General features: G+C 69.8%; 26 protein-coding genes and 1 pseudogene. 15 read left to right on the top strand and 12 right to left on the bottom strand.

Annotated features, from left to right (window positions below):
• Positions 1-13 precede the first annotated feature (13 nt).
• The gene (locus QH470_RS12775) at positions 14-1015 is read left to right on the top strand and encodes a LysR family transcriptional regulator (protein ID WP_280272544.1); all 1002 of its coding nucleotides are present in this window, start codon (positions 14-16) and stop codon (positions 1013-1015) included.
• A gap of 12 nt (positions 1016-1027) precedes the next feature.
• On the opposite strand, the gene QH470_RS12770 is transcribed toward QH470_RS12775, so the two are convergent.
• Positions 1028-1228: a hypothetical protein gene (locus QH470_RS12770; RefSeq protein WP_280272543.1), complete on the bottom strand. Its 201-nt coding sequence runs from the start codon at positions 1226-1228 to the stop codon at positions 1028-1030.
• 324 nt (positions 1229-1552) lie between these two features.
• Between QH470_RS12770 and QH470_RS12765 the strand changes: the two genes are divergently transcribed.
• The gene (locus QH470_RS12765) at positions 1553-3196 is read left to right on the top strand and encodes an ABC-F family ATP-binding cassette domain-containing protein (RefSeq protein WP_280272542.1); all 1644 of its coding nucleotides are present in this window, start codon (positions 1553-1555) and stop codon (positions 3194-3196) included.
• Positions 3197-3312: 116 nt separating this feature from the next.
• On the opposite strand, the gene QH470_RS12760 is transcribed toward QH470_RS12765, so the two are convergent.
• From QH470_RS12760 to QH470_RS12745, 4 genes are all read right to left on the bottom strand, one after another.
• Positions 3313-4332: a glycoside hydrolase family 113 protein gene (locus QH470_RS12760; protein ID WP_280272541.1), complete on the bottom strand. Its 1020-nt coding sequence runs from the start codon at positions 4330-4332 to the stop codon at positions 3313-3315.
• Positions 4329-5000 (bottom strand): TetR/AcrR family transcriptional regulator, encoded by a 672-nt coding sequence (locus tag QH470_RS12755; protein WP_280272540.1) that lies wholly within the window; start codon positions 4998-5000, stop codon positions 4329-4331. Before QH470_RS12755 ends, QH470_RS12760 begins: the two co-directional genes overlap by 4 nt.
• A gap of 74 nt (positions 5001-5074) precedes the next feature.
• On the bottom strand, positions 5075-6007 hold the full coding sequence (locus QH470_RS12750; protein ID WP_280272539.1) for a phosphotransferase: 933 nt from the start codon (positions 6005-6007) through the stop codon (positions 5075-5077).
• A gap of 36 nt (positions 6008-6043) precedes the next feature.
• Complete coding sequence (locus QH470_RS12745) at positions 6044-6646, bottom strand: nucleoside/nucleotide kinase family protein (RefSeq protein WP_280272538.1); 603 nt, start codon at positions 6644-6646, stop codon at positions 6044-6046.
• A 119-nt stretch (positions 6647-6765) separates the two neighbouring features.
• Between QH470_RS12745 and QH470_RS12740 the strand changes: the two genes are divergently transcribed.
• Positions 6766-7587 carry an acyl-CoA thioesterase gene (locus QH470_RS12740; protein ID WP_280272537.1) on the top strand — a complete coding sequence of 274 codons (822 nt, stop codon included), beginning with the start codon at positions 6766-6768 and terminating at the stop codon, positions 7585-7587.
• A gap of 92 nt (positions 7588-7679) precedes the next feature.
• Positions 7680-8327 (top strand): response regulator transcription factor, encoded by a 648-nt coding sequence (locus tag QH470_RS12735; RefSeq protein WP_280272536.1) that lies wholly within the window; start codon positions 7680-7682, stop codon positions 8325-8327.
• Here QH470_RS12735 and QH470_RS12730 read toward each other — a convergent pair whose 3' ends face one another.
• Both QH470_RS12730 and QH470_RS12725 read right to left on the bottom strand, forming a co-directional pair.
• Positions 8328-9296, bottom strand: a complete 969-nt coding sequence (locus QH470_RS12730) for an Acg family FMN-binding oxidoreductase (RefSeq protein ID WP_280272535.1) — start codon at positions 9294-9296, stop codon at positions 8328-8330.
• Between the two features lie 114 nt (positions 9297-9410).
• Positions 9411-10169: a GAP family protein gene (locus tag QH470_RS12725; RefSeq protein WP_280272534.1), complete on the bottom strand. Its 759-nt coding sequence runs from the start codon at positions 10167-10169 to the stop codon at positions 9411-9413.
• A gap of 47 nt (positions 10170-10216) precedes the next feature.
• On the opposite strand from QH470_RS12725, the gene QH470_RS12720 reads away from it, so the two are divergent.
• The 4 genes from QH470_RS12720 to QH470_RS12705 all read left to right on the top strand — a co-directional run bounded on the left by QH470_RS12720 (position 10217) and on the right by QH470_RS12705 (position 13591).
• A complete protein-coding gene (locus QH470_RS12720) occupies positions 10217-11410 on the top strand; it encodes a sensor histidine kinase (RefSeq protein ID WP_280272533.1) in 1194 nt (397 codons plus the stop codon).
• Positions 11407-12072, top strand: a complete 666-nt coding sequence (locus QH470_RS12715) for a response regulator transcription factor (protein WP_280272532.1) — start codon at positions 11407-11409, stop codon at positions 12070-12072. The genes QH470_RS12720 and QH470_RS12715 overlap by 4 nt, the downstream gene beginning before the upstream one ends.
• 61 nt (positions 12073-12133) lie before the next feature.
• On the top strand, positions 12134-12748 hold the full coding sequence (gene pdxT, locus QH470_RS12710; RefSeq protein ID WP_280272531.1) for a pyridoxal 5'-phosphate synthase glutaminase subunit PdxT: 615 nt from the start codon (positions 12134-12136) through the stop codon (positions 12746-12748).
• 90 nt (positions 12749-12838) lie between these two features.
• Entirely contained in the window at positions 12839-13591 is a 753-nt protein-coding gene (locus QH470_RS12705) for a YebC/PmpR family DNA-binding transcriptional regulator (RefSeq protein ID WP_280272530.1), read from the top strand.
• Between the two features lie 57 nt (positions 13592-13648).
• On the opposite strand, the gene QH470_RS12700 is transcribed toward QH470_RS12705, so the two are convergent.
• The 3 genes and pseudogenes from QH470_RS12700 to QH470_RS12690 form a co-directional block, all read right to left on the bottom strand.
• The gene (locus tag QH470_RS12700) at positions 13649-13924 is read right to left on the bottom strand and encodes a YggT family protein (protein WP_280272529.1); all 276 of its coding nucleotides are present in this window, start codon (positions 13922-13924) and stop codon (positions 13649-13651) included.
• A 408-nt stretch (positions 13925-14332) separates the two neighbouring features.
• Positions 14333-15755 (bottom strand): annotated as a pseudogene (locus QH470_RS12695) (alpha/beta hydrolase-fold protein).
• Positions 15756-15837: 82 nt separating this feature from the next.
• The gene (locus tag QH470_RS12690) at positions 15838-16152 is read right to left on the bottom strand and encodes a DMT family transporter (RefSeq protein ID WP_280272528.1); all 315 of its coding nucleotides are present in this window, start codon (positions 16150-16152) and stop codon (positions 15838-15840) included.
• A 105-nt stretch (positions 16153-16257) separates the two neighbouring features.
• Between QH470_RS12690 and QH470_RS12685 the strand changes: the two genes are divergently transcribed.
• From QH470_RS12685 to ruvB, 4 genes are all read left to right on the top strand, one after another.
• Positions 16258-16707: an acyl-CoA thioesterase gene (locus QH470_RS12685; protein ID WP_280272527.1), complete on the top strand. Its 450-nt coding sequence runs from the start codon at positions 16258-16260 to the stop codon at positions 16705-16707.
• A gap of 93 nt (positions 16708-16800) precedes the next feature.
• Positions 16801-17370 (top strand): crossover junction endodeoxyribonuclease RuvC, encoded by a 570-nt coding sequence (gene ruvC / locus QH470_RS12680; protein WP_280272556.1) that lies wholly within the window; start codon positions 16801-16803, stop codon positions 17368-17370.
• Positions 17367-17972 carry a Holliday junction branch migration protein RuvA gene (gene ruvA / locus QH470_RS12675; protein WP_280272526.1) on the top strand — a complete coding sequence of 202 codons (606 nt, stop codon included), beginning with the start codon at positions 17367-17369 and terminating at the stop codon, positions 17970-17972. The genes ruvC and ruvA overlap by 4 nt, the downstream gene beginning before the upstream one ends.
• Positions 17973-17980: 8 nt before the next feature.
• Positions 17981-19066 (top strand): Holliday junction branch migration DNA helicase RuvB, encoded by a 1086-nt coding sequence (gene ruvB / locus QH470_RS12670; RefSeq protein ID WP_280272525.1) that lies wholly within the window; start codon positions 17981-17983, stop codon positions 19064-19066.
• A gap of 22 nt (positions 19067-19088) precedes the next feature.
• Here the strand turns inward: ruvB and QH470_RS12665 are convergent, their stop codons facing one another.
• Both QH470_RS12665 and QH470_RS12660 read right to left on the bottom strand, forming a co-directional pair.
• Entirely contained in the window at positions 19089-20042 is a 954-nt protein-coding gene (locus QH470_RS12665; RefSeq protein WP_280272524.1) for a DUF3824 domain-containing protein, read from the bottom strand.
• Positions 20043-20185: 143 nt separating this feature from the next.
• A complete protein-coding gene (locus tag QH470_RS12660; RefSeq protein WP_425302655.1) occupies positions 20186-20818 on the bottom strand; it encodes a TetR/AcrR family transcriptional regulator in 633 nt (210 codons plus the stop codon).
• A gap of 71 nt (positions 20819-20889) precedes the next feature.
• Here QH470_RS12660 and QH470_RS12655 point away from each other — a divergent pair, with 71 nt between their 5' ends.
• The 3 genes from QH470_RS12655 (at position 20890) to secD (ending at position 24802) form a co-directional block, all read left to right on the top strand.
• A complete protein-coding gene (locus QH470_RS12655; RefSeq protein WP_280272522.1) occupies positions 20890-22383 on the top strand; it encodes a flavin-containing monooxygenase in 1494 nt (497 codons plus the stop codon).
• Positions 22384-22488: 105 nt separating this feature from the next.
• Entirely contained in the window at positions 22489-22923 is a 435-nt protein-coding gene (gene yajC, locus QH470_RS12650; protein WP_342228435.1) for a preprotein translocase subunit YajC, read from the top strand.
• 103 nt (positions 22924-23026) lie between these two features.
• On the top strand, positions 23027-24802 hold the full coding sequence (secD, locus tag QH470_RS12645) for a protein translocase subunit SecD (protein WP_280272521.1): 1776 nt from the start codon (positions 23027-23029) through the stop codon (positions 24800-24802).
• Position 24803: the final 1 nt, after the last annotated feature.

Raw genomic sequence — 24803 nt, 5'->3', positions numbered from 1 at the left:
TCGGGAGGATGTCATGACGGATCTGGACCTCGCCGCCGTCCGCGCGTTCGTCACGGCGCTGGACGAGGGGCAGTTCAGCCACGCCGCGGCGGTGCTGGGCATCAGCCAGCAGGCGGTGTCCAAGCGCGTGGCCAAGCTCGAACAGCAGCTCGGGGCGGCGCTTTTCGACCGGGTGCCCACGGGGATCACGGCGACCGCGGCGGGCGCCCGGCTGCTGCCGCATGCCCGCACGCTGCTGAGCGCCGCCGACGACGCGGTGACGGCGGTGCGGGAACGGGTGCGCCCGCTGCGCGTCGCCGTGCTCGGGGAGCGGCAGGCGGAGATGGAGTCGCTGCGCTTCTACCTGTACCGCCATCCCGAGCGCGACACGGAGGTCGTGATCTCCAACGTGATCACCACGACGCGCGACGCCCTGCTGCTCGGCCACCCCGGCACGCTGCGCGCGCACGGCACCGCGCGCGACACGCTGGTCGGCGGTCGCGTCGACGCCGCCTTCGCGCGGGCGTACGGCGGGCCGCGGCCGCTGCCGCCCGAAATCGCCGCGGTGCCTTCGTATCTGGAGCCGTTGCAGCTCGTCGTCGGCAAGGACCATCCGCTGGCCGGGCACGCGGCGACCACCCTCGCCGAGGTCCGGCCGTTCACCGCGTGGGTGCCCGGCACGGCGGTGCCGTCGGAGTGGGCCGACTACTACCGGCATCTGTCCGAATACAGCGGGGTCACAGTCGAATCCGGTGGGCGGCCGGAGCCGATCGAGGACATCCTGGAACGGGTCGCCGCGTCCGACACCTTGGTCAGCTTCACCGGGGTGGGATTCCGTACGCCCTGGCATCCGCACATCCGCCGGGTTCCGGTGGTCGATCCGATTCCGGCGTACCCGCACGCGCTGCTGTGGTCGACCGCCAATCCGCATCCGGGACTGCCGGATCTGGTCGCGTATTTCCGCGACAACTACAACAGCGACATCGCCGACGAGTGCTGGATCCCGGAGCCCGACCGTGCGCTGTTCCGGCCGTGACTCGCCCGCCGCTCAGTCCTGGGCGGCCTGCTCGGCCAGGGCGGTGGTGTATGCCCGCAGGATGGCGTCCTCGTCGTGCACGACCACCGGCCGCAGCCACTGCTCGGCGTCGACGATCATTCGCACGGTGCGGGGCGCACCGCGTTCACGACTTCGCTCCTGCGCCGCTGCTTCCGATCGCCGCTGCGGTACCGGCACCTGCCACCCACTCACTACTCGACACCCCTCGTCCGTACTCACCTGGTACTGCAGTACCCACGAGCATCCCGGCGCTAGCTTGCGGGTGAGCTAACGAACACTGAACGTGCCCATTTCGGAGTGTGACCGTCGCGACGGAAATGACTTCGACTCCGGTGCGCGATCTTGTTACCCTCGACGTCGTGCACTTGTACTTCCTCTAGAAGCTCCGGGCCCGCGTCCGCACCGGCGGATCGCCGTAGGCCCCGTTCCGATGTCCCGTCGCGCCGTCGGCGCGCATTCATCGATCAAGGCGCACTTCCTTTTCCGCGATGCGGTGTCGTGTGCCCGGAGGAAGATATGACCATCCGGATTCGGCCTGCCGGTGCGCGGGCCCAATTGACCTGTTCGGACATCCGTGTGCGGCGCGGTGAACGGACCGTACTCGACGGTGTCGACTTGACCGTCTCACCCGGTTCGCGGTGCGGTGTCGTCGGCGAGAACGGGCGCGGCAAATCCACGCTGCTGCACGTGCTCGCCGGACTGCTGGCACCCGACGCGGGCCGCGTGCAGCGGATCGGCACGCTGGCGCTGGCCACCCAGGAGATGCCCGACCACGACGAGCGCACCGTCGGGGACATCGTCGACGAGCACCTGGCGGCGGCCCGGGAGGCGGTGCGGCGGCTCGACGCCGCCACCGCTGCGCTGACCGAGGGGCTGCCCGGGGCCGACGAAGAGTACAGCGCCGCACTGGATCTCGCGCAACTGCTCGACGCGTGGGACGCCGACCGGCGCGTCGACGTCGCCTTGGCGGGACTCGGGGCCGTGACCGATCGGGAGCGTCCGCTGCGGACGTTGTCGGTGGGACAGCGGTATCGGGTACGGCTGGCGGTGCTGCTGGCGGCGGGCGACGACTTCCTGCTGCTGGACGAACCGACCAACCATCTCGATCGGGCCGCGCTGGAGTTCCTGACCGCCAGGTTGCGCGCCTTCGCGGGCGGAATCGTGGTGGTGAGCCATGATCGGGCCCTGCTGTCCGATGTCGCCGAGACGATCCTCGACCTGGATCCGACTCGTGACGGCAAGCCGCGTATCTATGGCGACGGGTACTCCGGCTATCAGGCCGGGCGGCGCGCCGAACTCGAGCGCTGGGCGGAGGAGTATCAGCAGCAACAGACCGACCGCGCGCGGCTCGCGCAGGATCTGTCGGCGGCGCAGAACCGATTGGTGACCGGGTGGCGGCCCGACAAGGGCACCGGGAAACACCAGCGCGCCACCAGGGCCGGGTCGCTGGCCCGCGCCGTGCACCGGCGGCAGGACGAACTGGAACGGCATCGGATCACCGCGCCGACGCCGCCGCAGCGGTTCGCGATGCCGGAACTGCCTGTGCGCCCGGGGGTTACGCTCGTGCGGGCCGAGAATGTGACCGTGGACGGACGCTTGGCGCGGCCGGTCGAGCTGTCGGTGGACTCCGGTGACCGCCTGGTGGTCGCGGGTCCCAACGGCGCGGGTAAGTCGACGCTGCTGGCGGTGCTCGCCGGAGTGCTCGAACCCGGTGCGGGGCAGGTGCAGCGGGCTCGCCGGGCGCGAATCCATTTGCTGCGGCAGGAGTCTCGTTATCCGCCGCGGCGGCGGGCGCGTGAGCTGTTCCGGGCGCACGTGGAGGCGGCGGTGACCGCGGGGCTGCTCACCGAGGCCGAGGTGGTCGGCCTGTCGTCGCTGGGTCTGCTCAGTTCCCAGGAGGCGAACAAGCCGATCGGCGAACTCTCCATGGGGCAGCAGCGCCGCCTGGACCTCGCCTGCGCCTTGGCATTCCGGCCGCATCTCCTGCTTCTCGACGAGCCGACCAACCACTTGTCGATCGCCCTCGTCGACGAACTCACCGAGGCCCTGCGCGCCACTCCGGCCGCGGTCGTGGTGGCCACCCACGACCGCCAACTGCAGCGCGATATGCGGGACTGGCCGCGTCTGACCCTGCACCGGTCGACCGCGGTCCGCCTCTGATCTTCGGCGGGTCGGCGCTCGTAGTGTCAGGGGGCGAGATGCCGGTCCACCCTCGCCCTCCGACATTTCCGGTGGTCGGCCGGCGCGGTGCGAGTAGCGCTGCCGAATTCCCGTCGTTACTCGACGTCGCCCCGGGCGTAGCGAGCGGCGATCATGTGGAATGCCGCCTTGGGCTTCCACCGATAGGGACGTTCGTCGTCCCCCGGCAGGACGGTGACGATGCCGTAGCCGGCCATATCGGCGTCGCTGCGCGGATCCGGCGAATGCGGGTTGTACGGTTCGATGAACTCGAAGACGAACGCGCCGTACACACCCTCGGTTTCGTAGACGCCGAGCAACTCGGAGAGCTGATCGGCTTGCACTTGCTCGTCTCGGACGTAGGTTCCGGTCAAGCGAGGCACGGTGCCGCTGAAGTCGATCACGTCGTGGCTCGTCGGCCCCTTCTCTGCCGCGCCTCGATAGCTGCCGGACCCGAACTCGGTCACCACCACGGGCTTTCCCCAACGATGGAACTTGCGCAGGCGACGGGCGTATCCGACGCGGTTGAACCGCAAGCGGTAGTAGTCCAGGCCCACGACGTCGAACCGCTGCCATTGCACTCGCTCCCACAGCCCGGCGCTGTAGGTGATCTGCCCGGCGAAGCGGGCGCGAGCTGTCTCGGTCGCCTCGGCAAGGAAGGCGTTGAGCCGTCGGTTGTAGCGCGGAACCATCGGCCACGACAGCGGTGACGCCAGGTGAGCGGCACGCTCGGCATGCGTGGCGCCCGGAACGATGCCCGTCATGAAAATGCTGAGTTCGCACCCCAGGTTGAGGATCACGCCGGGCCGCCGCTGCCGCATAGCCTCGGCGGCGTCCGCCATTGTGGCCAGTTGCTCCAGGGTCTGTTCGCCGTCGCCATCGACCAGGCGCGGTTGCAGCCAGACCTCGAGACCCTGGTCCAATGCGAGCTCGCCGGCTTGTACGAGCCGATCGATGCCGGTGCCGAAAATGCCCACGGCGTTGGCCCGCAGGTCGTGACGGATGGCCCGAATCTCTGCGGCTACCAAGTCGGTACGCCACACCTGCCGTGACAGTGCCCCGTCGGCCGAGTAGTTGGTGCCCACGTCGTAGTTCACGCCGCGGCGACGCAGGCTCACGATCTCTCGTCCTGGTTCGAGGCGTCGTGACGGCGCGTCTGCGGATCCTGTCCCGCGGTCGCGGCCGCGAACAAGGCAACGAGTTCTGCCGCATAGGCATCGAGGTCTACACCGGGATCCCTGGCGAACTGTGCGAGGGCGCCGTCCAGAGCCTGGTTGATACTGATTGCCATCACTGTCGGATCGAATTCCCGAAACTCCCCGTCGAGCTGCCCCTGACGCAGGATGTCGGCGAGCATCGAAACCACCGCGTCATTCGACTCGGCCGCGAAGTGCAGGTCACCGTCCTCGTTGCGATGGTTCGTCACCACGCTACCGACAGCGAGCAGATGAGCGCGGTGGTCCCGCAGATACTCCAATTCCGAGGATATGAAAGCGCGCACCTTGCCCGCGGCGGTCTCCTCGGCAAGAATTCTCGGCTCGATGAATCCCCAGATGTCGCTGTATATCTGCGTCACCACCTGTTCGAGCAGCTCTTCCTTGCTCGTGAAGTGGTAGGAGATGACGCTCTTGGAAACCCCCGCCTGCTCGGCGATCCGTGCCAGCGAAGCCCGCGCATAGCCGATCGCGCCCACGACTTGGACAGCGGCCTCGATGATCTGATCACGACGAGCCGCCTCGATGATCGGATTCCTTTTTCGGCCAATCGGCCTACTGTCAGTACGCATGGACTGAGCGTAGGCCAAGCGGCCTACTTTTGCCAGGGCGGTGATCGGGACCGTCCTCGGCGATGCCCTGCTGGTCAGCACCACCGCCGCCGCAGCCACTCCCGCGTCACGTCACCCGAACGGGCCTGGTGGGCACGGAGTTTCGGCGATCGCGGCGGGATCGGCAAGCGGCTGTTGTACGCCCAGAATCCGGTCAGTGCGCACACGAGCGCGTCGATGGATATCGGGTCGACGGCGCGGGTGACGGGGTGCGCGGCGAGAATCGGATCGGGGTCGATCCCGGCGAGGACGATCGACGGCGCCAATATGACGAGGTCTGCCCAGGCCGCGCCGCGGCACGGTGCGGCCCAGTCGACGATCGACACGGTGCCGTCGGAGCTGAGCAGCATATTGTCCGGCCGAAGGTCGGTGTGCAGCAACGTCTCTCCGGCGCAGCGCTCCGGCCAGGTGGCCTCGAGCTCGGCCAGCCGGTCCAGGTTGCGTCGCGACCAGTCGTCGAGGTCCGGTGGCGGGCCGTGCTCGGCGAACTGCTGCCAGCGGCTCAGCGCGTGCCCGTAGGAGTCGGTGACGGTGCGCACCTCGGGCAGCGGGCTCGGCGTCAACACATCCGCCAGTCGCTCGACGGTGGCCAGCACGGCGGCCAGGTCCGCGGGATCGCCGAGGCGGGGATGGCGGCCCTCGACATCGTCGAACACCATCGCGAACCAGCCCCCGGTCTCGGCGGTGAACCGCAGCGGTGGCGCGGGCACCGAGCGCGGCAACCCGGCCGCAATCCTGGCCTCCGCCCGGTATATTCGGGCCAAGGCGTCATCGACGGGAATCGCTTTGGCGAAAGCCCTTCGGTCGTCGGCGAGAACCAGCCGGCTTGCCACGCCGTGAGTGAACCCGCCCGTCTGTCCAACCGCCGCCCGGACCGGGCTGCCGAGCCCGCGCTCGACCTCGGCCCGGACCGATCGCGGCAATTCGGCCCAGCCGGTCCGGAACGAGGTATTTTCCCCGACCACCATTGCACCATCGTGAGCCGCGCCGGTGCGATTCTCCACCTATTTGTTCCGGACGGCCGGGCGGTCTCGGTGGTCCCAATTGACAAGTACGTCAGGCTGTTCGGGGGTGTCGCGGCGGTGGCGTAGGAGCGCGTCGATGGTGAAGGGGTCGGTGGTGGTGCGGCGCAGGGCGCCTTCCGACAGGCGCAGTTCGATGGTCAGGTCGAAGTCGAGGCCGCGGCCCAGGAGCATGGGGCCCGCGACGAACAGGACCGTGTCGGGGGTGGCGGGAAGTGTTGTGGCGCGGGCGGATCGGTCGATGGTCTCGTCCCAGAGGGCGGGTAGCCAGCGGTGCTGCTCGCGCAGTGCTTGCAGGACTTCGCGATTCAGGCCGGAGTAGTCGAACCAGGCTGTGCGATAGGTCGTTTCGTCGCGGCCGAACTCCAGCCGCAGCGAGGCCGGGCGGATGTAGTCGTGCAGGGCGACGACCCCGGACGGGCGGCCCAGGGCGGGCAGGCGGGTGGCGACGGTGCGGGCGAACCCCACCGGATCGGCCGCGTCGGCGCCGTCGACCGCGACGACGGCCGGTCCGGGCAGGGCGAGCGCGCGCTCGGCGACGAGATCCGCCAGGGCGTCGGCGGTGATCGGAGCGAACGGGGGCATCCGACCATCATGCCCGCGCCGCGCCGGGCGAGATCCGGATCACCGGGCCGGTGAGCCGCGCACCGGAAGATGTTCGCCATTGTTTAACCTGAGCAGGTTGATTCCCGGAAGGACGGTTGATGGCGACGATCGAAGAGGCCCTCGAGATCGAACGGCTCGAGCGGGACATCTTCCGTGGCGCGTCCACGAAGACCCAGCTGCCGCGGACGTTCGGCGGGCAGGTCGCCGGGCAGGCGCTGGTCTCGGCCGTGCGGACGGTGGACCCGTCGTACCAGGTGCACTCGCTGCACGGCTACTTCCTGCGGCCGGGCAACCCGCAGGAGCGCACGGTCTACCTCGTCGAGCGCATCCGCGACGGGCGATCCTTCTGCACCCGCCGGGTGACCGGCGTGCAGAACGGCGAGGCCATCTTCACCATGTCGGCGTCGTTCCACAGCGGCGACGAGGGCCCCGAGCACCAGGACGAGATGCCGGAAGTCCCACTGCCGCACGACCTTCCGGACGCCCGCATCTCGATGAGCCCCGAACGGCTGTGGGCCATGCGGGAATGGGAGCACTGGGACATCCGCACTATCCCGCAGGATCAGGTGACCCGCAAGGACGGGCTGGTCGCGCAGCAGCAGGTGTGGTTCCGCTACCGGCACTCGCTGCCCGACGACCCGCTGTTCCACGTCTGCACCCTGGCCTACATGAGCGATATGACGCTGCTGGGTTCGTCGAAGGTCATCCATCCCGACGAGCCGACCCAGAACGCGTCGCTGGACCACGCCATGTGGTTCCTGCGCCCGTTCCGCGCCGACGACTGGCTGCTCTACGACCAGGCCTCGCCGTCGGCCGGCTTCGGCCGCGCGCTGACCGGCGGGCGGATCTTCAATCAGGATGGCCAACTCGTCGCGGCCGTGGTCCAGGAGGGCCTGATCCGCAACCTGCGCGAGGGCTGACGCGCCCATCGTTTGACGGCCCTCCCCGGCGGGTAGCCGCTCGATAGCTGAATGGCTGCCCCGCGCGCCACCGTCGAGGCGAGGAGGCTGCGATGGTCGATGTGTTCGTCGTCGACGACCACGAGGTCGTCCGGCGCGGGCTGCGCGACCTCCTCGACGAGACGACCGACCTGACCTTCGTCGGCGACGCGGATACCTGCGCCGCGGCCCGGGCCCGCGTCCCGGCCGTCCACCCCGACGTCGTCGTCCTCGACTTCCGGCTGCCCGACGGTAACGGAGACGAGCTGTGCCGGGATCTGCTGACCGCCGTGCCGGGGCTACGCTGCCTGATGCTCACCGCCTTCGCCGACGAACCGTCCATGCTCGGGGCGATAGTCGCGGGCGCCGACGGCTATCTGGTCAAGGACGCGCGCGGCCCGGAACTCGTCGAGGCCATCCGGGAGATCGCGGCCGGACGGTCACTGCTGGATTCGCGCGCGACGGCCGCGGTGGTGGCGGCGCTGCGCACCCAGGCCGAATGGCAGGACGGGCCGCTCGCCGAGCTGACCGAGCGCGAACGTACCGTCCTCGGCCTGCTGGGCCGCGGGCTCACCAACCGGCAGATCGCCCAGCGAATGTACTTGTCCGAGAAGACGATCAAGAACTACGTGTCGCGAGTGCTGCGCAAGCTCGACGTGCGGGGCCGGACCGAGGCGGCGGTCCTCGCCGCCCGGATGGGCCTGATCCACACCCGGCAGTGATCAGCCGTCGAGGACGTCGCCGATCGCCCGGCGCGGTGTGGTCGGCAGCGGGGCGCTGTTGGCCGGCACCCAGCCGAGGCGCACCATCGTCTGCGGGAACGCGCAATCGTGCAGCACGGCCTCGCGAATGTCGCGACGCAGATCCGGCATCCCGAGCGGCTCGGTCTGGATGCACGTGGACAACCCGAGGTCGGTCGCGGTGAGCAGCAGTTCGCTGGTCGCCTCTCCGGCGGACAGCTGGAAGCGGCGATCGTCACCGGCCGTGCAAACCACCAGCCACTCCGCGGCGTCGGTGCTCGCGTCGGCGTCGGCCAGGCACGGATCGGCGAACGCCCGGCTGGGAAGTTCGTCGCCGGGGCGCGCCGGGGGCGTGTTGCGGGCCGGGACACCGTCCGGGCTGTCGTGCCGTCCGCTCCAGGCCACGAGTTCGCGCAGATACGCCGGATCCTCGGAATGCCGGCTCGCCGCGCAGCGGATCGATCCCGCCAGCCGGGCCCGCAGCACGGGCGGCACGTGGCGGACCGCGGCGCCGAACCGGTTGGCGCGGCGGGACACCGTCCGGATGTAGCCGTGCGGGACGTCGATCGCGGCATAGCGCCGCCGATCGCTCTGGCGCAGCAGGATCGCGGCGGTGAGTTCGATGTCGGTGTCGGTCGGCGGGCGCGGCGTCGTGGTGATCGTCGCCAGCAGTTCGGGGCGGTCCGGATCGGGCAGCCTGGTGACCGTGGCGGCCCAGCCCAGTCCGGCCAGCGCGACCTGCATGTGGTGCAGCGCCGCGCCACAGCTCACCACCAGCGCGCGCTGCACCGGATCGGTGCAGGGCAGATGCCTGTCCGTATCGGCGTATAGCTCGAGACGGTCGGCGGCGACCCGCCAGCGCCACGGTTGAGTGTTGTGCACCGACGGCGCACGCACCGCCATGCCGAGGGCGACTTCGAGGGTTTCGTCGTCCGGCAGAGCACTGGCCATACTGGGCCGTCCTTCCAGATCGGAGTGTCGACGTCACCGACCAGGTTGCCCGGATCCGGCGTGACGGGCAGTGGGAGGAAGGTCCCCGAAACCGGGGCCCGGGGTCCTCACGCGCTAACCGCCGGTGAGGCCGCCGAGCGCGCCGCGAGCCAGCACGATGCCCGCGATGGCCAGCGCCCAGCCGGTCGCGCTGTCGGCGTACCGGGAGAAGAAGCGGTCCAGCTTGGCGAGCAACGGTTCGATCGCCGTGTGCAGCAGGGTGCGCCCGGCGGTCAGCAGCAGCGCGGGGACGATCATGACCGCGCAGTACCCGGCCAGCAGCGCGACCGCGAAACCGCTTGGGACGTCGCTGGATACGAGCAGCCCGATCGCGGCCAGATACGGGACCATCGAGACCGCCTCCAACGCACCGGCGCCGACCGCCAGCACGGCCAGCCCGGTGGCCGAGGACTGGCGGCGCAGCGCACGGGCCCGCCAGACCGCGGTGCGATCGGGTTCGCCGCGCGCCCTGCGCTTCTTGGAGTCGAACCGCCACGACACCGCGAACAGCGCGATGCCCAGCAGCAGTTGCGGCACCAGGAGTAAGGGGCTGTGGGTCAGCGTGCCGAGCCGGTCGAGTCCCGCGCCCGCGACCGTCATGAGGAGCACGCCCAGCGCGAAGTAGAAGACCGCGATGGCGGCGAGGTAGCAGAGCAGCCGCCGCGCCGGTGGCCGATCGGGCGCCAGCAGCAGCCACACCGGGACGATGAGCGTGCCGATGCTGGTGCTGTCGACCAGCGCCAGGCCGATGAGAGCCGGAATCAGTATCACGCCGGTCAGCCTCGCGCGGCGCGGGCGGGCGCGGCGTCGGCTGTCGGACCGATCGGCGGTCATCACTTCGGCGGACCCGGTTCCGGCCGGTGCTGTGCTGTGATGGTCCGGTGAAGCAGTGGGGCGCCCTGTCGGCGAATACGCAGGACGCGCTGGTGGCGCTGTTCGCGTTCGCCGTCGGCGGCGTCCTGTACCTGTCGGGCGTGTACCCGCTCAGTGGCGCGAGTGCGACGCCGCTGTCCGCGCGGTTCGCGGTGCTGGCGCTGCTGTGCGCGGCGACGTTGCTGCGGCGGCGGGCGCCGGTGGCGGCCCTGCTCGCCGGGCTGGCGCCGGTGGCCATCGATCTGGCGCTGGGTCCCACGGTGCCGGTGTGGATCGTGTACTCCGATCTGATCTACGCGGCGTGTCTGTATGGGAGCCACCGGGTTTCGCGGATCGTGACGGCGGGCTGCGTGGTGCTGACGGTCGTCTGCGCGGTCGTGGTTTTCGTGCTCACGGGGGACTGGCGGGCTCCGGCGATCGTCGTCGCCGCGGCGGCGGTGTTCGTCGGCATGTCGATCTGGTGGGCGCTGGCGGTGCGGCACCACAAGGAACTGGCCGCGGCCGAACGCACCCGCGCGCAGGCGCTGACGCTGGTGGCCGACCTGGACCGGCGGGCGGCCGTCGCCGACGAGCGCCGCACCATGGCCCGTGACCTGCACGACGTGATCGCCGGGCATCTGTCCGCCATCGCGCTGCAGTCCGAGGCCGCGCTCGGCGTGCTCGCCCGCGACGATGCCGATTCCGCCGTCACCGGCATCCTCGGCTCGATCCGCGCCAACAGCGTCAGCGCGCTGCAGGAGATGCGCACCATGATCGGCCTGTTGCGGCGCGACGACGACGGCGCGGACGGTGCCGTCGCGCCGCGCGGGCTGGCCCAGCTGGCCATCCTGGTCGATGCCGCCCGCGCCGCCGGAACCACTGTGCGCCTGCGTGATTCGGGCCTCGAGGCGGACCTGCCGAGCGCGGTGGACCAGGCCGCGTACCGAATAGTGCAGGAGGCGCTGACGAACGCCATGAAGCACGCGCCGGGTCGCGAGGTCGATATCGCGGTGCACGCCGACGCGGACGGCGTGGCGGTGTCGGTGCGCAACCGGCTCCCCGCCGCGCCGTCCCCGGCCGCCGCCGACCATCCCCCGCGCGGCCTGCTCAATATGCGCGAACGCGCCGCGGCGCTCGGCGGAAGTTTCTCCGCCACCACCGATTCGGACGACTGGGTGGTGGCGGCCCGGCTGCCGATTCGCGAAAGACCGGAGGTGGCATGACGATTCGGGTACTGATCGCCGACGACCACGGGGCGATCCGGGCCGGGCTGCGGATGATCCTGGACACCGCCGAGGATATCGAGGTGGTCGGCGAGGCCGCCGACGGCGACATCGCGGTCGCGCAGACCAGGGCGCTGCGGCCGGACGTGGTGCTGATGGACGTGCGGATGCCCGGCGTCGACGGGATCACCGCCACCGCCCAGATCACCGCCGAGAGTCTGGCCGGGGTACTCATCCTCACCACCTTCGACGTGGACGAATACGTCTTCCGCGCGCTGCGCGCCGGGGCGTCCGGATTCATCCTGAAATCGGTCTCGAGCCAGGAGCTGCTCGCGGCGGTACGTTCCGTCGCCGCCGGAGACGGCGTTCTCGCGCCCGAGGTGACCCGCGCGGTCATCACCGCCTTCGCCACCACCGGGCCGCCCGCCGAGCCCGAGCCGGACCTGCTCACCGGCCTGACCGAGCGCGAACGCGAGGTCCTGTCCTGTCTGGGCGAGGGCCTGTCCAACGCCCAGATCGCCGCCCGCCTCTACATCGGCGAAACCACCGTGAAGACCCACGTCTCCCGGGTACTCACCAAACTCGGTGTGCAGTCCCGCGTGCAAGCGGCCATCCTCGCCCGCGAGGCCGGGGCCGGCCACCGGCCTCGACGGCACGGGTGAGCGGGGCCACAGGAATTCGGGGGCGCACGGGCACGACGGTGCCGGCTCGTATGCTCGACTCGTGAAACCGACGATTGGTGTGCTGGCGTTGCAGGGCGATGTGCGGGAGCACTTCCACGCGCTGACGGCCTGTGGCGCCGAGCCGGTGAGCGTGCGGCGGGAGACGGAGCTGGCCGCCGTGGACGGGCTCGTGCTGCCCGGCGGCGAATCCACCGCGATCTCCAAGCTGCTCGAGGTGTTCGGGCTGCTGGAGCCGCTGCGGCAGCGGCTGCGTGACGGCATGCCCGCATTCGGCTCCTGCGCGGGAATGATCCTGCTGGCCCGCGAGGTTCTCGACACCCGGCCCGACGCGCAGTCGCTGTCCGGCATCGATATGACGGTGCGGCGCAACGCCTTCGGTCGCCAGGTCGACTCCTTCGAGACCGATCTGGAATTCACCGGACTGGACGACTCGGTCCGCGCCGTCTTCATCCGGGCGCCGTGGGTCGAGCGGGTCGGCGACAGCGTGGAGGTGCTGGCGCGGGTACCGTCCGGTCCGGCGGCGGGGCGGATTGTCGCGGTCCGCCAGGGCGGCGTCCTGGCGACCTCGTTTCATCCCGAGGTGACCGGAGATCTGCGGGTGCATCGGTTGTTCGTCGACTCCGTGCGGGAACGGGCGGCCGTGCGGCCCTCGTGACGCCGCCCGGCAGCGACCGCGGGACCGACCAGTAGACTGCTCGAATTGTCTATCGGATCCCGAGCACACCGACCTCGAAGGAAGTAGGGAATGAGCGGCCACTCCAAATGGGCCACCACCAAGCACAAGAAAGCCGCCCTCGACGCCAAGCGGGGCAAGCTGTTCGCGAAGCTGATCAAGAACATCGAGGTGGCGGCCCGGACCGGCGGTGGTGACCCGGACGGCAATCCGACGCTGTACGACGCCATCCAGAAGGCGCGCAAGAACTCGGTCCCGCTGGACAATATCGAGCGGGCGCGCAAGCGGGGCGGCGGTGAGGAAGCCGGCGGCGCCGAGTGGCAGACCATCATGTACGAGGGGTACGGCCCCAACGGCGTCGCGGTGCTGGTCGAGTGCCTCACCGACAACCGCAACCGCGCGGCCGGCGAGGTGCGGGTCGCGATGACCCGCAACGGCGGCAACATGGCGGACCCGGGTTCGGTGTCGTACCTGTTCAGCCGCAAGGGCATCGTCACGCTGGAGAAGAACGGCCTGTCCGAGGACGATGTGCTGATGGCGGTGCTCGACGCCGGCGCCGAGGACGTCAACGATCTCGGTGAGTCCTTCGAGATCATCAGCGAGCCGGGCGATCTGGTGGCCGTGCGCACCGCGCTGCAACAGGCGGGAATCGACTACGACTCGGCGGAGTCCGGCTTCCAGCCCTCCACCACGGTCCCCGTCGACGCCGACGGCGCCCGCAAGGTCTTCAAACTCGTCGATGCCCTCGAGGACAGCGACGATGTCCAGAACGTCTTCACCAATGTCGACGTCTCCGACGAGGTCCTCGCCGAACTCGACGACTGAGCACGCCGCACCCGAGGCCGCCTTCCCGCTGGGAGGGCGGCCTCGGGCATATGTGGGCTACAGACTGAAGGCGATCGCACGAAGGACGAGCACCGCGACGAACACCACGGTGAACGCCAGATCGAGCGCCACACCGCCGAGCCGGACCGGCTTGAGCACCTTGCGCACCGGCGCGATCACCGGCTCGGTGGCCGCATGCGTGAACCGCCGGACCTTCCACAGCCACTGCGGCTTGTTCCCGAGCATCTCCGCCCAGTCCACGATCAACCGCGCGATGAGCAGCAGCAGAAACACCGTCAGCACGTACCCCAGCACGGTCCCGACCACGCTCACGACACCACCCCGGTCCCCGGCCGCAGCATCGTTGTCTCGCTCATACCGGACTCCTTTACGCCGACGTCGGCTGTCTACCAGTGTCAACGCCCCGGCTCCGGAGAAAGTGCCGGCGCCCGCCGGACGGATCACGAGTTCGGTCGCCACGCCGGTGGGGTGATTGCAAAACGGTCGGTCGTTACGCAGGGTTGGGTATGTCCGTCGCATGCCCGTCCTGCTCGTGGCCCGCACCGATGCATGTGTCCTCGCACCGGACGGTTCGATATCTGCGGTGCGTGTGCGGTAAATGGTTGGTCGCGCACGGTGGCGGGGTGAGCATGGTGACCGGGCGCGGGACGTGCACCTCGGCGCCGGCGCTGCCCGAGCACCTGGAACTGATTCCGTTACCCGAGGTCTGAGCCGCGGTACTCAGCGCCTCGGCAGGCCCAGCCGGGCGGACACCCAGGGAAACGACGAGGCGAATGCCGCCGACGCGAACTGCCAGGTGTGGCCGCCGGTGGTGGTGGTGTGGATCGTGCAGTCGATCCCCGCGGACCTGCCTGCGGCGCAAAGCTTTTCGGCGGCGCCGACCTCACCGGTGTCGACCACGCCGTCGCGGCCGTGCAGGCCCGCCGCGTCGTCGTCCGCGGGCGGACGGCGGTCGCCGCCCGCGCGCCGCGGCGGGGTGAGGTCGTCGAACAACCCCGCCACACCGGTGTAGGCGCCGTGCCCCGACATGACGGTGAGCGGGTCGAATCGATCCCACTGCGCGGGGTCGCCGCCGTAGAGCCGTTGCACCGTCCGGTCTTTCGTGCCCGCGGTCGGACCGAGGTCCCCGGCGATGTCGACGAAGGTATGGAACAGTTCCGGGTGCATGACCGTCAGGTCGATCGCGCAGGTGCCGCCCATCGACCAGCCGACGACCGCCCAGTTCGCCGGATCCTTCGCGGCGCCGAAGGCCGACTCCACATAGGGCACGACATCGCCGGTGAGATGGTCGGCAGCGTGCCCGCGTGGTCCGTTCACGCACTCGGTGTCGTTGTTGAAACTGCCGCTGGAGTCGACGAAGACGAGGATCGGGGCCTGCCCGCCGGAGGCCGCGGTGAACTTTGTCGATGTCGGGCATGATCTGGCCGCTGCGCAGCCAGTCGCCGGGCGTGTTGAATTCGCCGCCGATCATCATCACCACCGGCGGCGCGGGCGGGGCGGCCCCGGCGAACCAGGCGGGCGGCAGGTACACGTATTCGGTGCGGTGCTTGAAACCGCTGGCGGAGTCGGGAATTCGCACCGGCACCACCACGCCGCTGGACATGTTCGTGTTCCGCAGCGCGGGCAGCGCGTCCGGGTCGGTCTGATGGGGGAGCGGCCCCGCGGTGAGCGCGTTCCACGCCGATTGCGCGGTCGGGTAGTAGCCCACCCACTGGTTGAGCACCACGCCCGTACCGAGCAGGGTCGCCGGGACGGCCAGCAGCGCCGCCGTCCGCCGCCACCAGCGCGCCCGCGGCCAGCCCAGCACGGCCACGGCCAGGGCTCCGACGGTCGCGCCGACGCATACCCACAGCAGCGGCGGAGCCGGATCGGAGGCCAGGCCCTCGTTGTTCAGGTACGCCCACGCGGCCACCGTCGCGGCGATCCCCAGCAGCGCGCAGATCGGCATCCGCACCAACCACCAGCGCCGGGCGCCGCGTGCGACCGCGACGAGCAGAAGTGCCGCCGCGAGCAGTTCCACGGTCGGCGACAGCCAGCCGTGCAGCAGTGCCACGCCGTGCTGAAAACCGTTGTACGGGTGCAGGTTCGCGGACGGCAGCGGCGGTGGCGGCGGAGCCACGGTGGTCGTCGTCGGCACGTCCATCGGCGCGGGAAACACCGGGTCATTGTCGGCGGGCTTGCTCGAGATCGGCTGTGAATCCGCTGCGAATCCGATGGACCCGCGCTCAGTGGAACAGCTTCAGGCCCACCACGCCCGCGATGATCAGCAGCAGGCACAGAACGCGGGAGAGGGAGGTCGACTCACCCAGCCAGATCATGCCGACCAGCGCCGTGCCGACCGCCCCGATCCCCACCCACACCGCGTACCCCGTGCCGACCGGGATGTCGTGCAGCGCCACACCCAGCCCGGCCATGCTCAGCGCGAGCGTCGCCGCGAAGATGACGGTCGGCAGCGGTTTGCTGAAGCCTTCGGAGCGCTCCAGCGAGACCGCCCACGCCGTTTCCATGAATCCGGACAGGACGAGCAGAATCCAGGCCATATCCGACCACCGTAGGCGACCGGAAGGTCTGTTCCGCGGAGGCACACTCGATTCGCCTTCGCCGGCCGACCGGAACTTGTCGGTGCCCTCTGGGAGAGTGTGCCGGTGGCGAATTCGTACGAACCGTTCTCGATCCGCATCGATGTCCGTATCGGCGATGTCGACCCGCAACTGCACGTCACCGGCGCCGCCTATCAGCAGTACGCCGACCACGCGCGCTTCGAATGTGTTCAGGCAGCGGGCATTTCCGTGGAGGAGTTGCTGCGCGCGGGCCTGGGCCCGGTGAACCTGGAGACCACCCTGCGCTACCACCGCGAACTGCGCGCCGGCGACAGCGTCGAGGTCACCTGCTCCTGGACGTGGTCCGGCGGCAAGACCTATCGCGTCGAGCACGCCCTCACCCGTAGCGACGGCGAACTGTCCGCCACGGTCAGCCACGTCAGCGGCCTGCTGGACCTGACCACCTGCAAGCTCGTCGCCGACCCGGCCGGGGAATGGGCCCGCCGTGCCGCCGACCCGACACTGCTGGGCCTGCCCGCCTGCTTACAGGTCTGAACGCGGGGATCCACCCCGTGTCGGTGGGGCGACGGCCGGGCGTACTCCGTTAGACTTCGAACAACTGTTCGCGGATGTGGAGGGGTGCTTTTCGTGCGGGTGATGGGCGTCGACCCCGGGCTCACCCGGTGCGGTGTGAGCATCGTCGAGGGCGGGCTCGGACGACAGGTGACGGCACTCGCCGTCGACGTGGTGCGCACCCCGCCGGATATGGACCTCGCTCAGCGCCTGTTGCTGGTCGCCGACGCGGCCGAGCAGTGGATGGATACGCACCTCCCCGGCGCGGTCGCCATCGAGCGGGTGTTCTCCCAGCACAACGTGCGCACCGCCATGGGCACCGCGCAGGCCGGCGGGGTGATCGCACTCGCCGCCGCGCGGCGCGACATCCCGGTCCACTTCCACACGCCCAGCCAGGTGAAGGCCGCCGTCACCGGGAACGGGTCGGCGGACAAGGCTCAGGTGACGGCGATGGTCACCCGCATCCTAGGCTTGCGGACGGCGCCGAAACCGGCCGATGCCGCCGACGCGCTGGCGCTGGCGATCTGTCACTGCTGGCGGGCCCCGATGCTGGACCGAATGGCGAAGGCGGAGGCCCAGGCGGCGCAGGCGCGGCGCAAATACGCCGAAAGGCTTGTCCAGCAACGGAAGGCGGTATCCGGGTGATCGCGTCGGTGCGCGGTGAGGTGCTCGAGATCGGACTCGACCACGCGGTGCTGGAGGCCGCCGGAGTCGGCTACCGGCTCAACGCCACCCCCTCCACCCTGGCCGGACTCATCCGCGGCGAGGAGTCCCGGCTCTACACGGCGATGATCGTGCGCGAGGACTCGATGACGCTGTACGGCTTCGCCGACACCGAGGCCCGCGAGCTGTTCGGCCTGTTGCAGACCGTCACCGGCGTCGGTCCGCGGCTGGCCATGGCCGTGCTCGCCGTGCTCGAACCCGAGGCGCTGCGCAAGGCGCTGGCCGAGAGCAACGTCGCGGCGCTCACCCGCGTGCCCGGCATCGGCAAGCGCGGCGCCGAGCGGATGGTGGTGGAGTTGCGCGACAAGGTGAATCTCGTTCCGGTGCAATCCGGCCCGCCCGGCACCGGGCCCGTCCCGGTCGTCACGCCGGTGCGCGAACAGGTGGTCGAGGCGCTCACCGGTCTCGGCTTCCCGGCCAAGCAGGCCGAGCCCGCCGTCGACACCGTCCTCACCGACCAGCCCGGCCTGGACACCGCCAAGGCGCTGCGCGCGGCGCTCGGCCTGCTCGGTAAGAACAAGTAGGGCAGCCGATGACCGACCCGCACGACGAGTCCGAATCCCAGGTCACCCCCAGCTATCTGCGGTCCGACGGCGAGATAGAAGCCAGTCTGCGCCCGCAGTCCTTGGACGACTTCATCGGCCAGCCCCGGGTGCGCGAACAGCTGGCACTGGTGCTGCGCGGCGCCAAACAGCGCGGCGGCACACCCGATCACGTGCTGCTGTCCGGTCCGCCCGGCCTCGGCAAGACCAGCATGGCGATGATCATCGCCGCCGAACTCGGCTCCGCCCTGCGCATTACGTCCGGGCCGGCGCTGGAACGCGCGGGCGACCTGGCCGCCATGCTGAGCAACCTGGTCGAGGGCGACGTGCTGTTCATCGATGAGATCCACCGCATGGCCCGGCCCGCCGAGGAGATGCTGTACCTCGCGATGGAGGACTTCCGGGTCGACGTGGTCGTCGGCAAGGGTCCCGGCGCGACGTCGATCCCGCTGGACATCGCGCCGTTCACACTGGTCGGCGCGACCACCCGATCCGGCGCGCTGACCGGCCCGCTGCGCGACCGCTTCGGCTTCACCGGCCACATGGACTTCTACGAGGCCGACGAACTGCGCCTCATCCTGCTCCGTTCGGCCCGCATCCTGGACGTGCGGATCCATCCCGACGCGGCCACCGAGATCGCGGGCCGCTCCCGCGGCACGCCCCGCATCGCCAACCGGCTGCTGCGGCGCGTCCGCGACTACGCCGAGGTGCGCGAGGACGGCGTCATCACCCGTGCCGTCGCGCACGCCGCACTCGCCGTCTACGACGTCGACGACCTGGGCCTGGACCGCCTCGACCGGGCCGTGCTGGGCGCGCTGGTCCGCAGCTTCGGCGGTGGGCCCGTGGGTGTTTCGACGCTGGCCGTGGCGGTCGGCGAGGAGTCGGCCACCGTCGAGGAAGTGTGCGAACCCTTCCTGGTCCGCGCCGGCATGGTCGCCCGCACGCCCCGCGGCCGCGTCGCCACCGCCGCGGCCTGGGAACACCTGGGCCTGGTCCCGCCCCCCGACCTCGTCTTCGGCTCCATCGAGGTCCGCGGCCGCGAACCCCACCCGACCCTGGACCTGTTCGACTCCTGACTTCGTGCCGAGCGGTGCCGGGTCAGAGTTTGCGGATGCTGGTGAAAATCTGCTGGGCGACGTCCGGGGTGATCTCGCCGGGGACGCCGCGGTCGGCGGCGATGGTCAGCACCAGCATCGGGTTCTGGGGGCCGGGAAAAGCGAAGGTGTACACCGAGAATCGCGTGGTGGTGCAGCCGGGATTGTCGGGGTGCCAGCTGCCGGAGGTTTCGACCATCTGCCCGGCGACGCCGGTGCTCGTGGTCAGCGGGACGGGCGGGGCGGCCGCGGCGTCCGGCGGCGTGTTGAAGCCGTAGTCGGCGGCCTTCTTGCCGACGTCGGTGGCGGCGGAGGCGGGATCGGGCCGATCCGAGCGACTGACGAAGGTGATCGTCCGGTTCGAGGACGGGCAGTAGTCCTCACCGTCGACGGCGGTTCCGGTGCCGGAGATCCGGTTGCCGCGACCGTCCTCGAAACCGCGGATCATGCTCTCCTTGTCGATCTTCCATCCGGCGGGAACGTCGTAGGCGATGCCGCGCGCGGGCACCGCGACACCCTGGAAGCCGGGCACGACGGCCGTCGTCCCCGAACCCTGGGCCGCGGTGGGTGATGCGGTCGTGATCGACGGCGTACTGCTCGCCGCGGCACTGCTCGCCACCGCGGAGGTGGTGGTCGTCCCGGACGCGGTGCTCTCGGCGGAACCCGACTTGCGCACGGCCACAACCACACCCACGGCCGCCAGGACCAGCACCAGCCCGCCGACCACGAGCCCGACGATCAGCCCGGTGTTGTTCCCCCGCGGCGGCGGGGCGCCGTACGGGGCGGGCGGCGGGTACTGGCCGGGAAACGGCTGCTGCCCATCCAGCGGCGGATACTCGTACGGCTGCGCCGCGGGCGGATACCCGTGCGGCTGCGGCGCGTACGGCGGATGCCCGGTCGGTGGTTGCGGCCCGGAGCCCTGTGCCGGTTGATTCCACCACTGCGGGTCTTCTGTCACGGTGTAGTTCCCTCTGTCCCTCGCGCGGCCGCCACCACGAAGGCACCGTGGTCTCGACCGCGGCACGCACACGCGTGGCTATCGTAGGCAACCCGCGTGCGGCCTCCCGTGCCGGAGAACCCGTCCGGCACGGGCTCGCGGGTTCAGTCCCTGCGGACTCCGTCGATGAGCAGGCGGCGAATGGCCTGGGTCAGGTCGGCGGCGGCCGCTGGATCGGGATCGCGCAGACCGTGCACGACACCGGCGAGCATCATGCCCGTGACCGCCTTGGCGGTGTTCGCGGTGTCCAGGTCGGCGCGCAGGTAGCCCAGTTCGACGCCGTGCTCGAGGTATCCGGCGGTGAGGGCGTCGGCGGTGTCGAGCAGTCCGTACAGGCGCTGGGTCAGCTCGCTGTCGATGCCGGTCGCCTGGAACAACAGCAGCTGCGAGACTCGGCGGTCCTCCAGGAAGATCCGGTTCAGGGCGGCGCCGATGCGCTCCACCTGGGCGCGGTACTCGTCCAGCGTGGTCGCCGCGTCGGGGGCGTTGTCGGTGCCCAGCGAGTCGATGATGCGGGCGGCCAGATCGTCGATGACGTGGTCGATGATGTCGCGCTTGTTGGCGAAGTAGCGGTAGAAGGTGCCGTGGCCGATCCCGAGCGCTGTCGCGATGTCCGCGATACCCGTTGCGTGGTAGCCCTTTTCGGCGAAACAGGCGAACGCGGTGTCGATGATCTCCTGCCGGAGCTCGGCCTTGCGACGCTCGAGATGTGTGGATGGCTTCGGCACGAAGCCGATGATACGGTGTTCCGCAACGGAATGATGTGTCATTCTGTAATAGATACTTCTGGTAACAGGGGAGGTTCGACGTGGCACCTCGGTACGACGCTGTGGTCGTAGGGGCAGGATTCGGCGGGATGGGCGCGGGTATCGAGCTGGACCGGCTCGGCCTGGGCAATTTCGTCATCCTCGAGCGCGAGGACGATCTGGGCGGCACCTGGCATGTGAACCGGTATCCCGGCCTGGCCGTGGACATCGCCTCGGTCACGTACTCCTATTCCTTCGAGCCGAATCCGTTCTGGTCGCGCCTGTTCGCGCCCGGCGCCGAGCTGAAGAAATACGCCGAGCACGTCGCCGACAAATACGACCTGCGCCGCCGGATGCGGTTCGGCCAGTCCGTCGGCGGCGCGCGCTGGGACGAGGAGCAGCGGCACTGGGTCGTCTCGGTCGACGGCGGCGAGACCCTGACCGCCCGTTATCTACTGGCCGCCACCGGATTCCTGTCCCAGCCCTACACGCCGCCGTTCCCCGGCATCGATACCTTCGCGGGGAAGATCCTGCACACCACCGCGTGGGAGGACGACGTCGACCTCACCGGCCGCAAGGCCGCGATCATCGGCACCGGCGCCACCGCGGTGCAGCTGGTGCCGGAGGCGGCGAAGCGGGTCGCCGAACTGACGGTGTTCCAGCGCACCCCGATCTGGGTGGTGCCCAAGGTCGACACCCCGATCCCGAAGCCGGTGCAGCGGCTGTTCGCCAAGGCGCCGCTCACCCAGAAGGCCGCGCGCCTGGTGAACACCAGTGCGCTCGAACTGCTCATGGTGGCCGGCGTGCTGCACTACCGGCAGGCCAAACTCGGCAACAAGGGCGCGGCGCTGCTGGCCAAGGCGCATCTGCGGGCGCAGGTCCACGACCCCGCGACGCGCCGCAAGCTCACCCCGGACTACGACTTCGGGTGCAAGCGGCCCACCTTCTCCAACACCTACTTCAAGACCTTCAACGAACCCCACGTGCGGCTGGAGACCCACTCCATCGATCACGTCGAGCCCGACGGCATCGTCACCGCCGACGGCCACAAGACCGAGATCGACACCCTGATCCTGGCCACCGGCTTCAACCTGTGGGACGTCAACTTCCCGGCCATCGAGATCATCGGCCGCGACGGGGTGAATCTCGGAAAGTTCTGGCGCGACAACAGGTTCCAGGCGTACGAGGGCATCACCGTGCCCAAGTTCCCGAACTTCCTCAGCCTCAACAGCCCGTACTCCTACAGCGGCCTGTCCTACTTCACCACCATCGAGGCGCAGATGAAGCACATGGGCCGGCTGTTCGGCGAGATGTTCCGCCGCGGCGAGCAGGTGTTCGAGGTGACCGAGCAGGCCAACGCACGCTTCCTCGATTACGTCACGAAGAAGCTGGGCTCGTCGGTGTTCTACGGCGGCCGGTGCGCCACCGCCCGCAGCTACTACTTCAACCAGCACGGCGAGGCGGCCCTGTTGCGTCCCAACAGCACCCTCACCACCCACCGGGAGGCGGTGCGCTTCCCGCTGGACGACTACACCTACGGGGAGCAGGCGGCATAGTCCGCGGCGGAGCGGGGTGTGCGGGTGTGGCGGTATTGCGGGGGACTGGCAGACTGTGTGGGTAAATACCCATCCCAACCCACAGACTAGGGACCGACTACGACGATGGAACTGCTGTTTCCGCTGCTGCTGGTAGCCCTGCTCGTGCCGATGTTCCTCGGTGTCCGCCGCCAGAAGCGGGAGGCGGAGAAGGTCGCTTCCATGCAGGAGGCGCTGAAGATCGGCGACCGCGTCACCACCACGTCGGGTTTGTACGGCACTGTGGTCGATGCCGACGAGACGACCGTCGACCTGGAGATCGCCGAGGACGTCGTCACCACCTGGTTGCGCGCCGCGGTCCGCGACGTGCGTACCGAGGAAGCCGACGCCACCGATTCCACCACCACGGAGGCGGAAGAGACCCCCGCGTCCGACGACGTCGAGCCGGCGGCGGATGCCACCGACCAGCCCGCCACCGAGAAGCCCGCCGCCGAGAAGCCCGCTGCCGACAAGCCGGCCGCATCGGCCGAGGACGCCGCCACCCGGCTCGGCAAGGACTGAGCGCACCCGCCATCGCACCGCCGCGACCGCGCGGTGTGATGGCGTCGGCGCGTGCCCGCACGTTCCGCTCGCCCCACTCGACACCGCCTAGGAGAAAAGTACTGTGCCACCTTCCAAGGGAACGGGGCATCCACTGCGCTTGCTCGGCGTCTATGCCGCGCTCTTGGCCGTGATCTACGCGCTGGTGTTCTTCACCGGCGACAATTCCCCGGAGCCCAAGCTCGGCATCGACCTGCAGGGCGGCACCCGGGTGACGCTCACCGCGCGGACGCCGGACGGCAGCAAGCCGAGCCAAGACAGCCTGAAGCAGGCCCAGCAGATCATCGAATCCCGGGTGAACGGGCTCGGCGTCGCCGGGTCCGAGGTCGTCATCGACGGCAGCAACCTGGTGATCACCGTTCCCGGCGAAGACGGTCAGCAGGCGAAGGCCCTGGCGACCACCGCCAAGCTCTACATTCGCCCGGTGTTGCAGGCCGCGCAGCCGCAAGGCGGCGGCCAGGCGCCCGGTGGGGCCTCCACACCCGGTACGGAACCGCAGACACCGCCGACCGACCAGTCGCCGCAGCCGGGTGGTGCGCCCGATACGAGCGCCCCCGCCCCGGAACCCGCGGGCGGGTCGCCCTCCGGCGCCACCGATGGTACGGAGTCGTCGGGCGAGACCGGCGGCGCCGCCCAGAACCGGGTCTTCCCGGCTCAGGCTCCGACACCCACCGACAACCCCGCGCCGCCCACGACGCCGGCGCCGCCGCCCGGCAATCTCACTCCGGGCCAGCAGACCCAGCAGGAGATCGCCAACGCCAAGGCGCTGCGCCAGAGCACCGATCCGCAGATCCAGAAACTCGCGCTGGCGACGCTGACGTGCGACAAGCCCGACCCGCTGACCGGCAACGACGACCCGAATCTGCCGCTGGTCACCTGCTCCACCGACGGTGCCCAGGTGTACCTGCTGGACAAGAGTCGCATCGACGGCCAGGACATCAAGGACGCCAGCGCGCAGTTCGATCAGCAGCAGTCGCGGTGGGCGGTCGACCTGACGTTCAAGAACGCCGATGCCTGGGCCGCGCTCACCGGCGAGTACGTCTACAAGCAGATCGCTTTCACCCTCGACTCCAAGGTGATCAGCGCGCCGCAGGTGCAGCAGGGCCCGCAGCAGGGCGGCAGCACGCAGATCACCGGCAACTTCAACTCGAAGACCGGTAAGGAACTGGCCAACCAGCTGAAGTACGGTTCGCTGCCGCTGTCCTTCGCCACCTCCGAGGCGCAGACGGTGTCGGCGACGCTGGGCCTGTCCTCGCTGAAGGCGGGCCTGATCGCGGGCGCGATCGGTCTGGTGGCGGTGCTGCTGTATTGCCTGCTCTACTACCGCATGCTCGGCTTCCTGGCCGGATTCTCGCTGATCGCCTCGGGTGTCGCGGTGTACGGCATCATCGTGCTACTGGGCCGGTGGATCAATTTCACCCTCGACCTCGCCGGCATCGCCGGTTTGATCATCGGTATCGGTATGACCGCCGACTCGTTCGTGGTGTTCTTCGAGCGAATCAAGGACGAGATGCGGGAGGGTCGCAGCTTCCGCTCGGCCGTGCCGCGCGGGTGGGCTCGCGCGCAGCGGACCAACTTGTCCGGTAAGACGGTCAGCCTGATCGCCTCGGCCGTGCTGTACATCCTTGCCGCCGGGCAGGTGAAGGGTTTCGCGTTCACCCTCGGCCTGACCACCGTGCTCGACGTCATCGTGCTGTATCTGGTCACCGCGCCGCTGATGATGATGGCCTCGCGCTCGCCGTTCTGGGCGAAACCCTCGGTCAACGGCCTGGGCGCCGTGCAGCAGTTCGCTCGTGAACGCAAGGCCGCCGCGGGCGTGCTTGCCGGAAAGGAGGCGTGAG

Origin of the sequence: Nocardia wallacei (genome assembly GCF_029868745.1) — a bacterium.
GTDB lineage: Bacteria > Actinomycetota > Actinomycetes > Mycobacteriales > Mycobacteriaceae > Nocardia > Nocardia wallacei_B.
Note: the sequence above shows the minus strand (reverse complement) of the source record. Positions and strands in the feature narration are given on the sequence as shown.

Bases quoted from the DNA above. Each gene is read 5' to 3' on its own strand.
- QH470_RS12775 (WP_280272544.1), top strand. From the start codon at position 14: ATGACGGATCTGGACCTCGCCGCCGTCCGCGCGTTCGTCACGGCGCTG.
- QH470_RS12765 (WP_280272542.1), top strand. From the start codon at position 1,553: ATGACCATCCGGATTCGGCCTGCCGGTGCGCGGGCCCAATTGACCTGT.
- QH470_RS12755 (WP_280272540.1), bottom strand. From the start codon at position 5,000: ATGCGTACTGACAGTAGGCCGATTGGCCGAAAAAGGAATCCGATCATC.
- QH470_RS12750 (WP_280272539.1), bottom strand. From the start codon at position 6,007: ATGGTGGTCGGGGAAAATACCTCGTTCCGGACCGGCTGGGCCGAATTG.
- QH470_RS12745 (WP_280272538.1), bottom strand. From the start codon at position 6,646: ATGCCCCCGTTCGCTCCGATCACCGCCGACGCCCTGGCGGATCTCGTC.
- QH470_RS12740 (WP_280272537.1), top strand. From the start codon at position 6,766: ATGGCGACGATCGAAGAGGCCCTCGAGATCGAACGGCTCGAGCGGGAC.
- QH470_RS12735 (WP_280272536.1), top strand. From the start codon at position 7,680: ATGGTCGATGTGTTCGTCGTCGACGACCACGAGGTCGTCCGGCGCGGG.
- QH470_RS12730 (WP_280272535.1), bottom strand. From the start codon at position 9,296: ATGGCCAGTGCTCTGCCGGACGACGAAACCCTCGAAGTCGCCCTCGGC.
- QH470_RS12725 (WP_280272534.1), bottom strand. From the start codon at position 10,169: ATGACCGCCGATCGGTCCGACAGCCGACGCCGCGCCCGCCCGCGCCGC.
- QH470_RS12715 (WP_280272532.1), top strand. From the start codon at position 11,407: ATGACGATTCGGGTACTGATCGCCGACGACCACGGGGCGATCCGGGCC.
- QH470_RS12705 (WP_280272530.1), top strand. From the start codon at position 12,839: ATGAGCGGCCACTCCAAATGGGCCACCACCAAGCACAAGAAAGCCGCC.
- QH470_RS12690 (WP_280272528.1), bottom strand. From the start codon at position 16,152: ATGGCCTGGATTCTGCTCGTCCTGTCCGGATTCATGGAAACGGCGTGG.
- ruvB (WP_280272525.1), top strand. From the start codon at position 17,981: ATGACCGACCCGCACGACGAGTCCGAATCCCAGGTCACCCCCAGCTAT.
- yajC (WP_342228435.1), top strand. From the start codon at position 22,489: ATGGAACTGCTGTTTCCGCTGCTGCTGGTAGCCCTGCTCGTGCCGATG.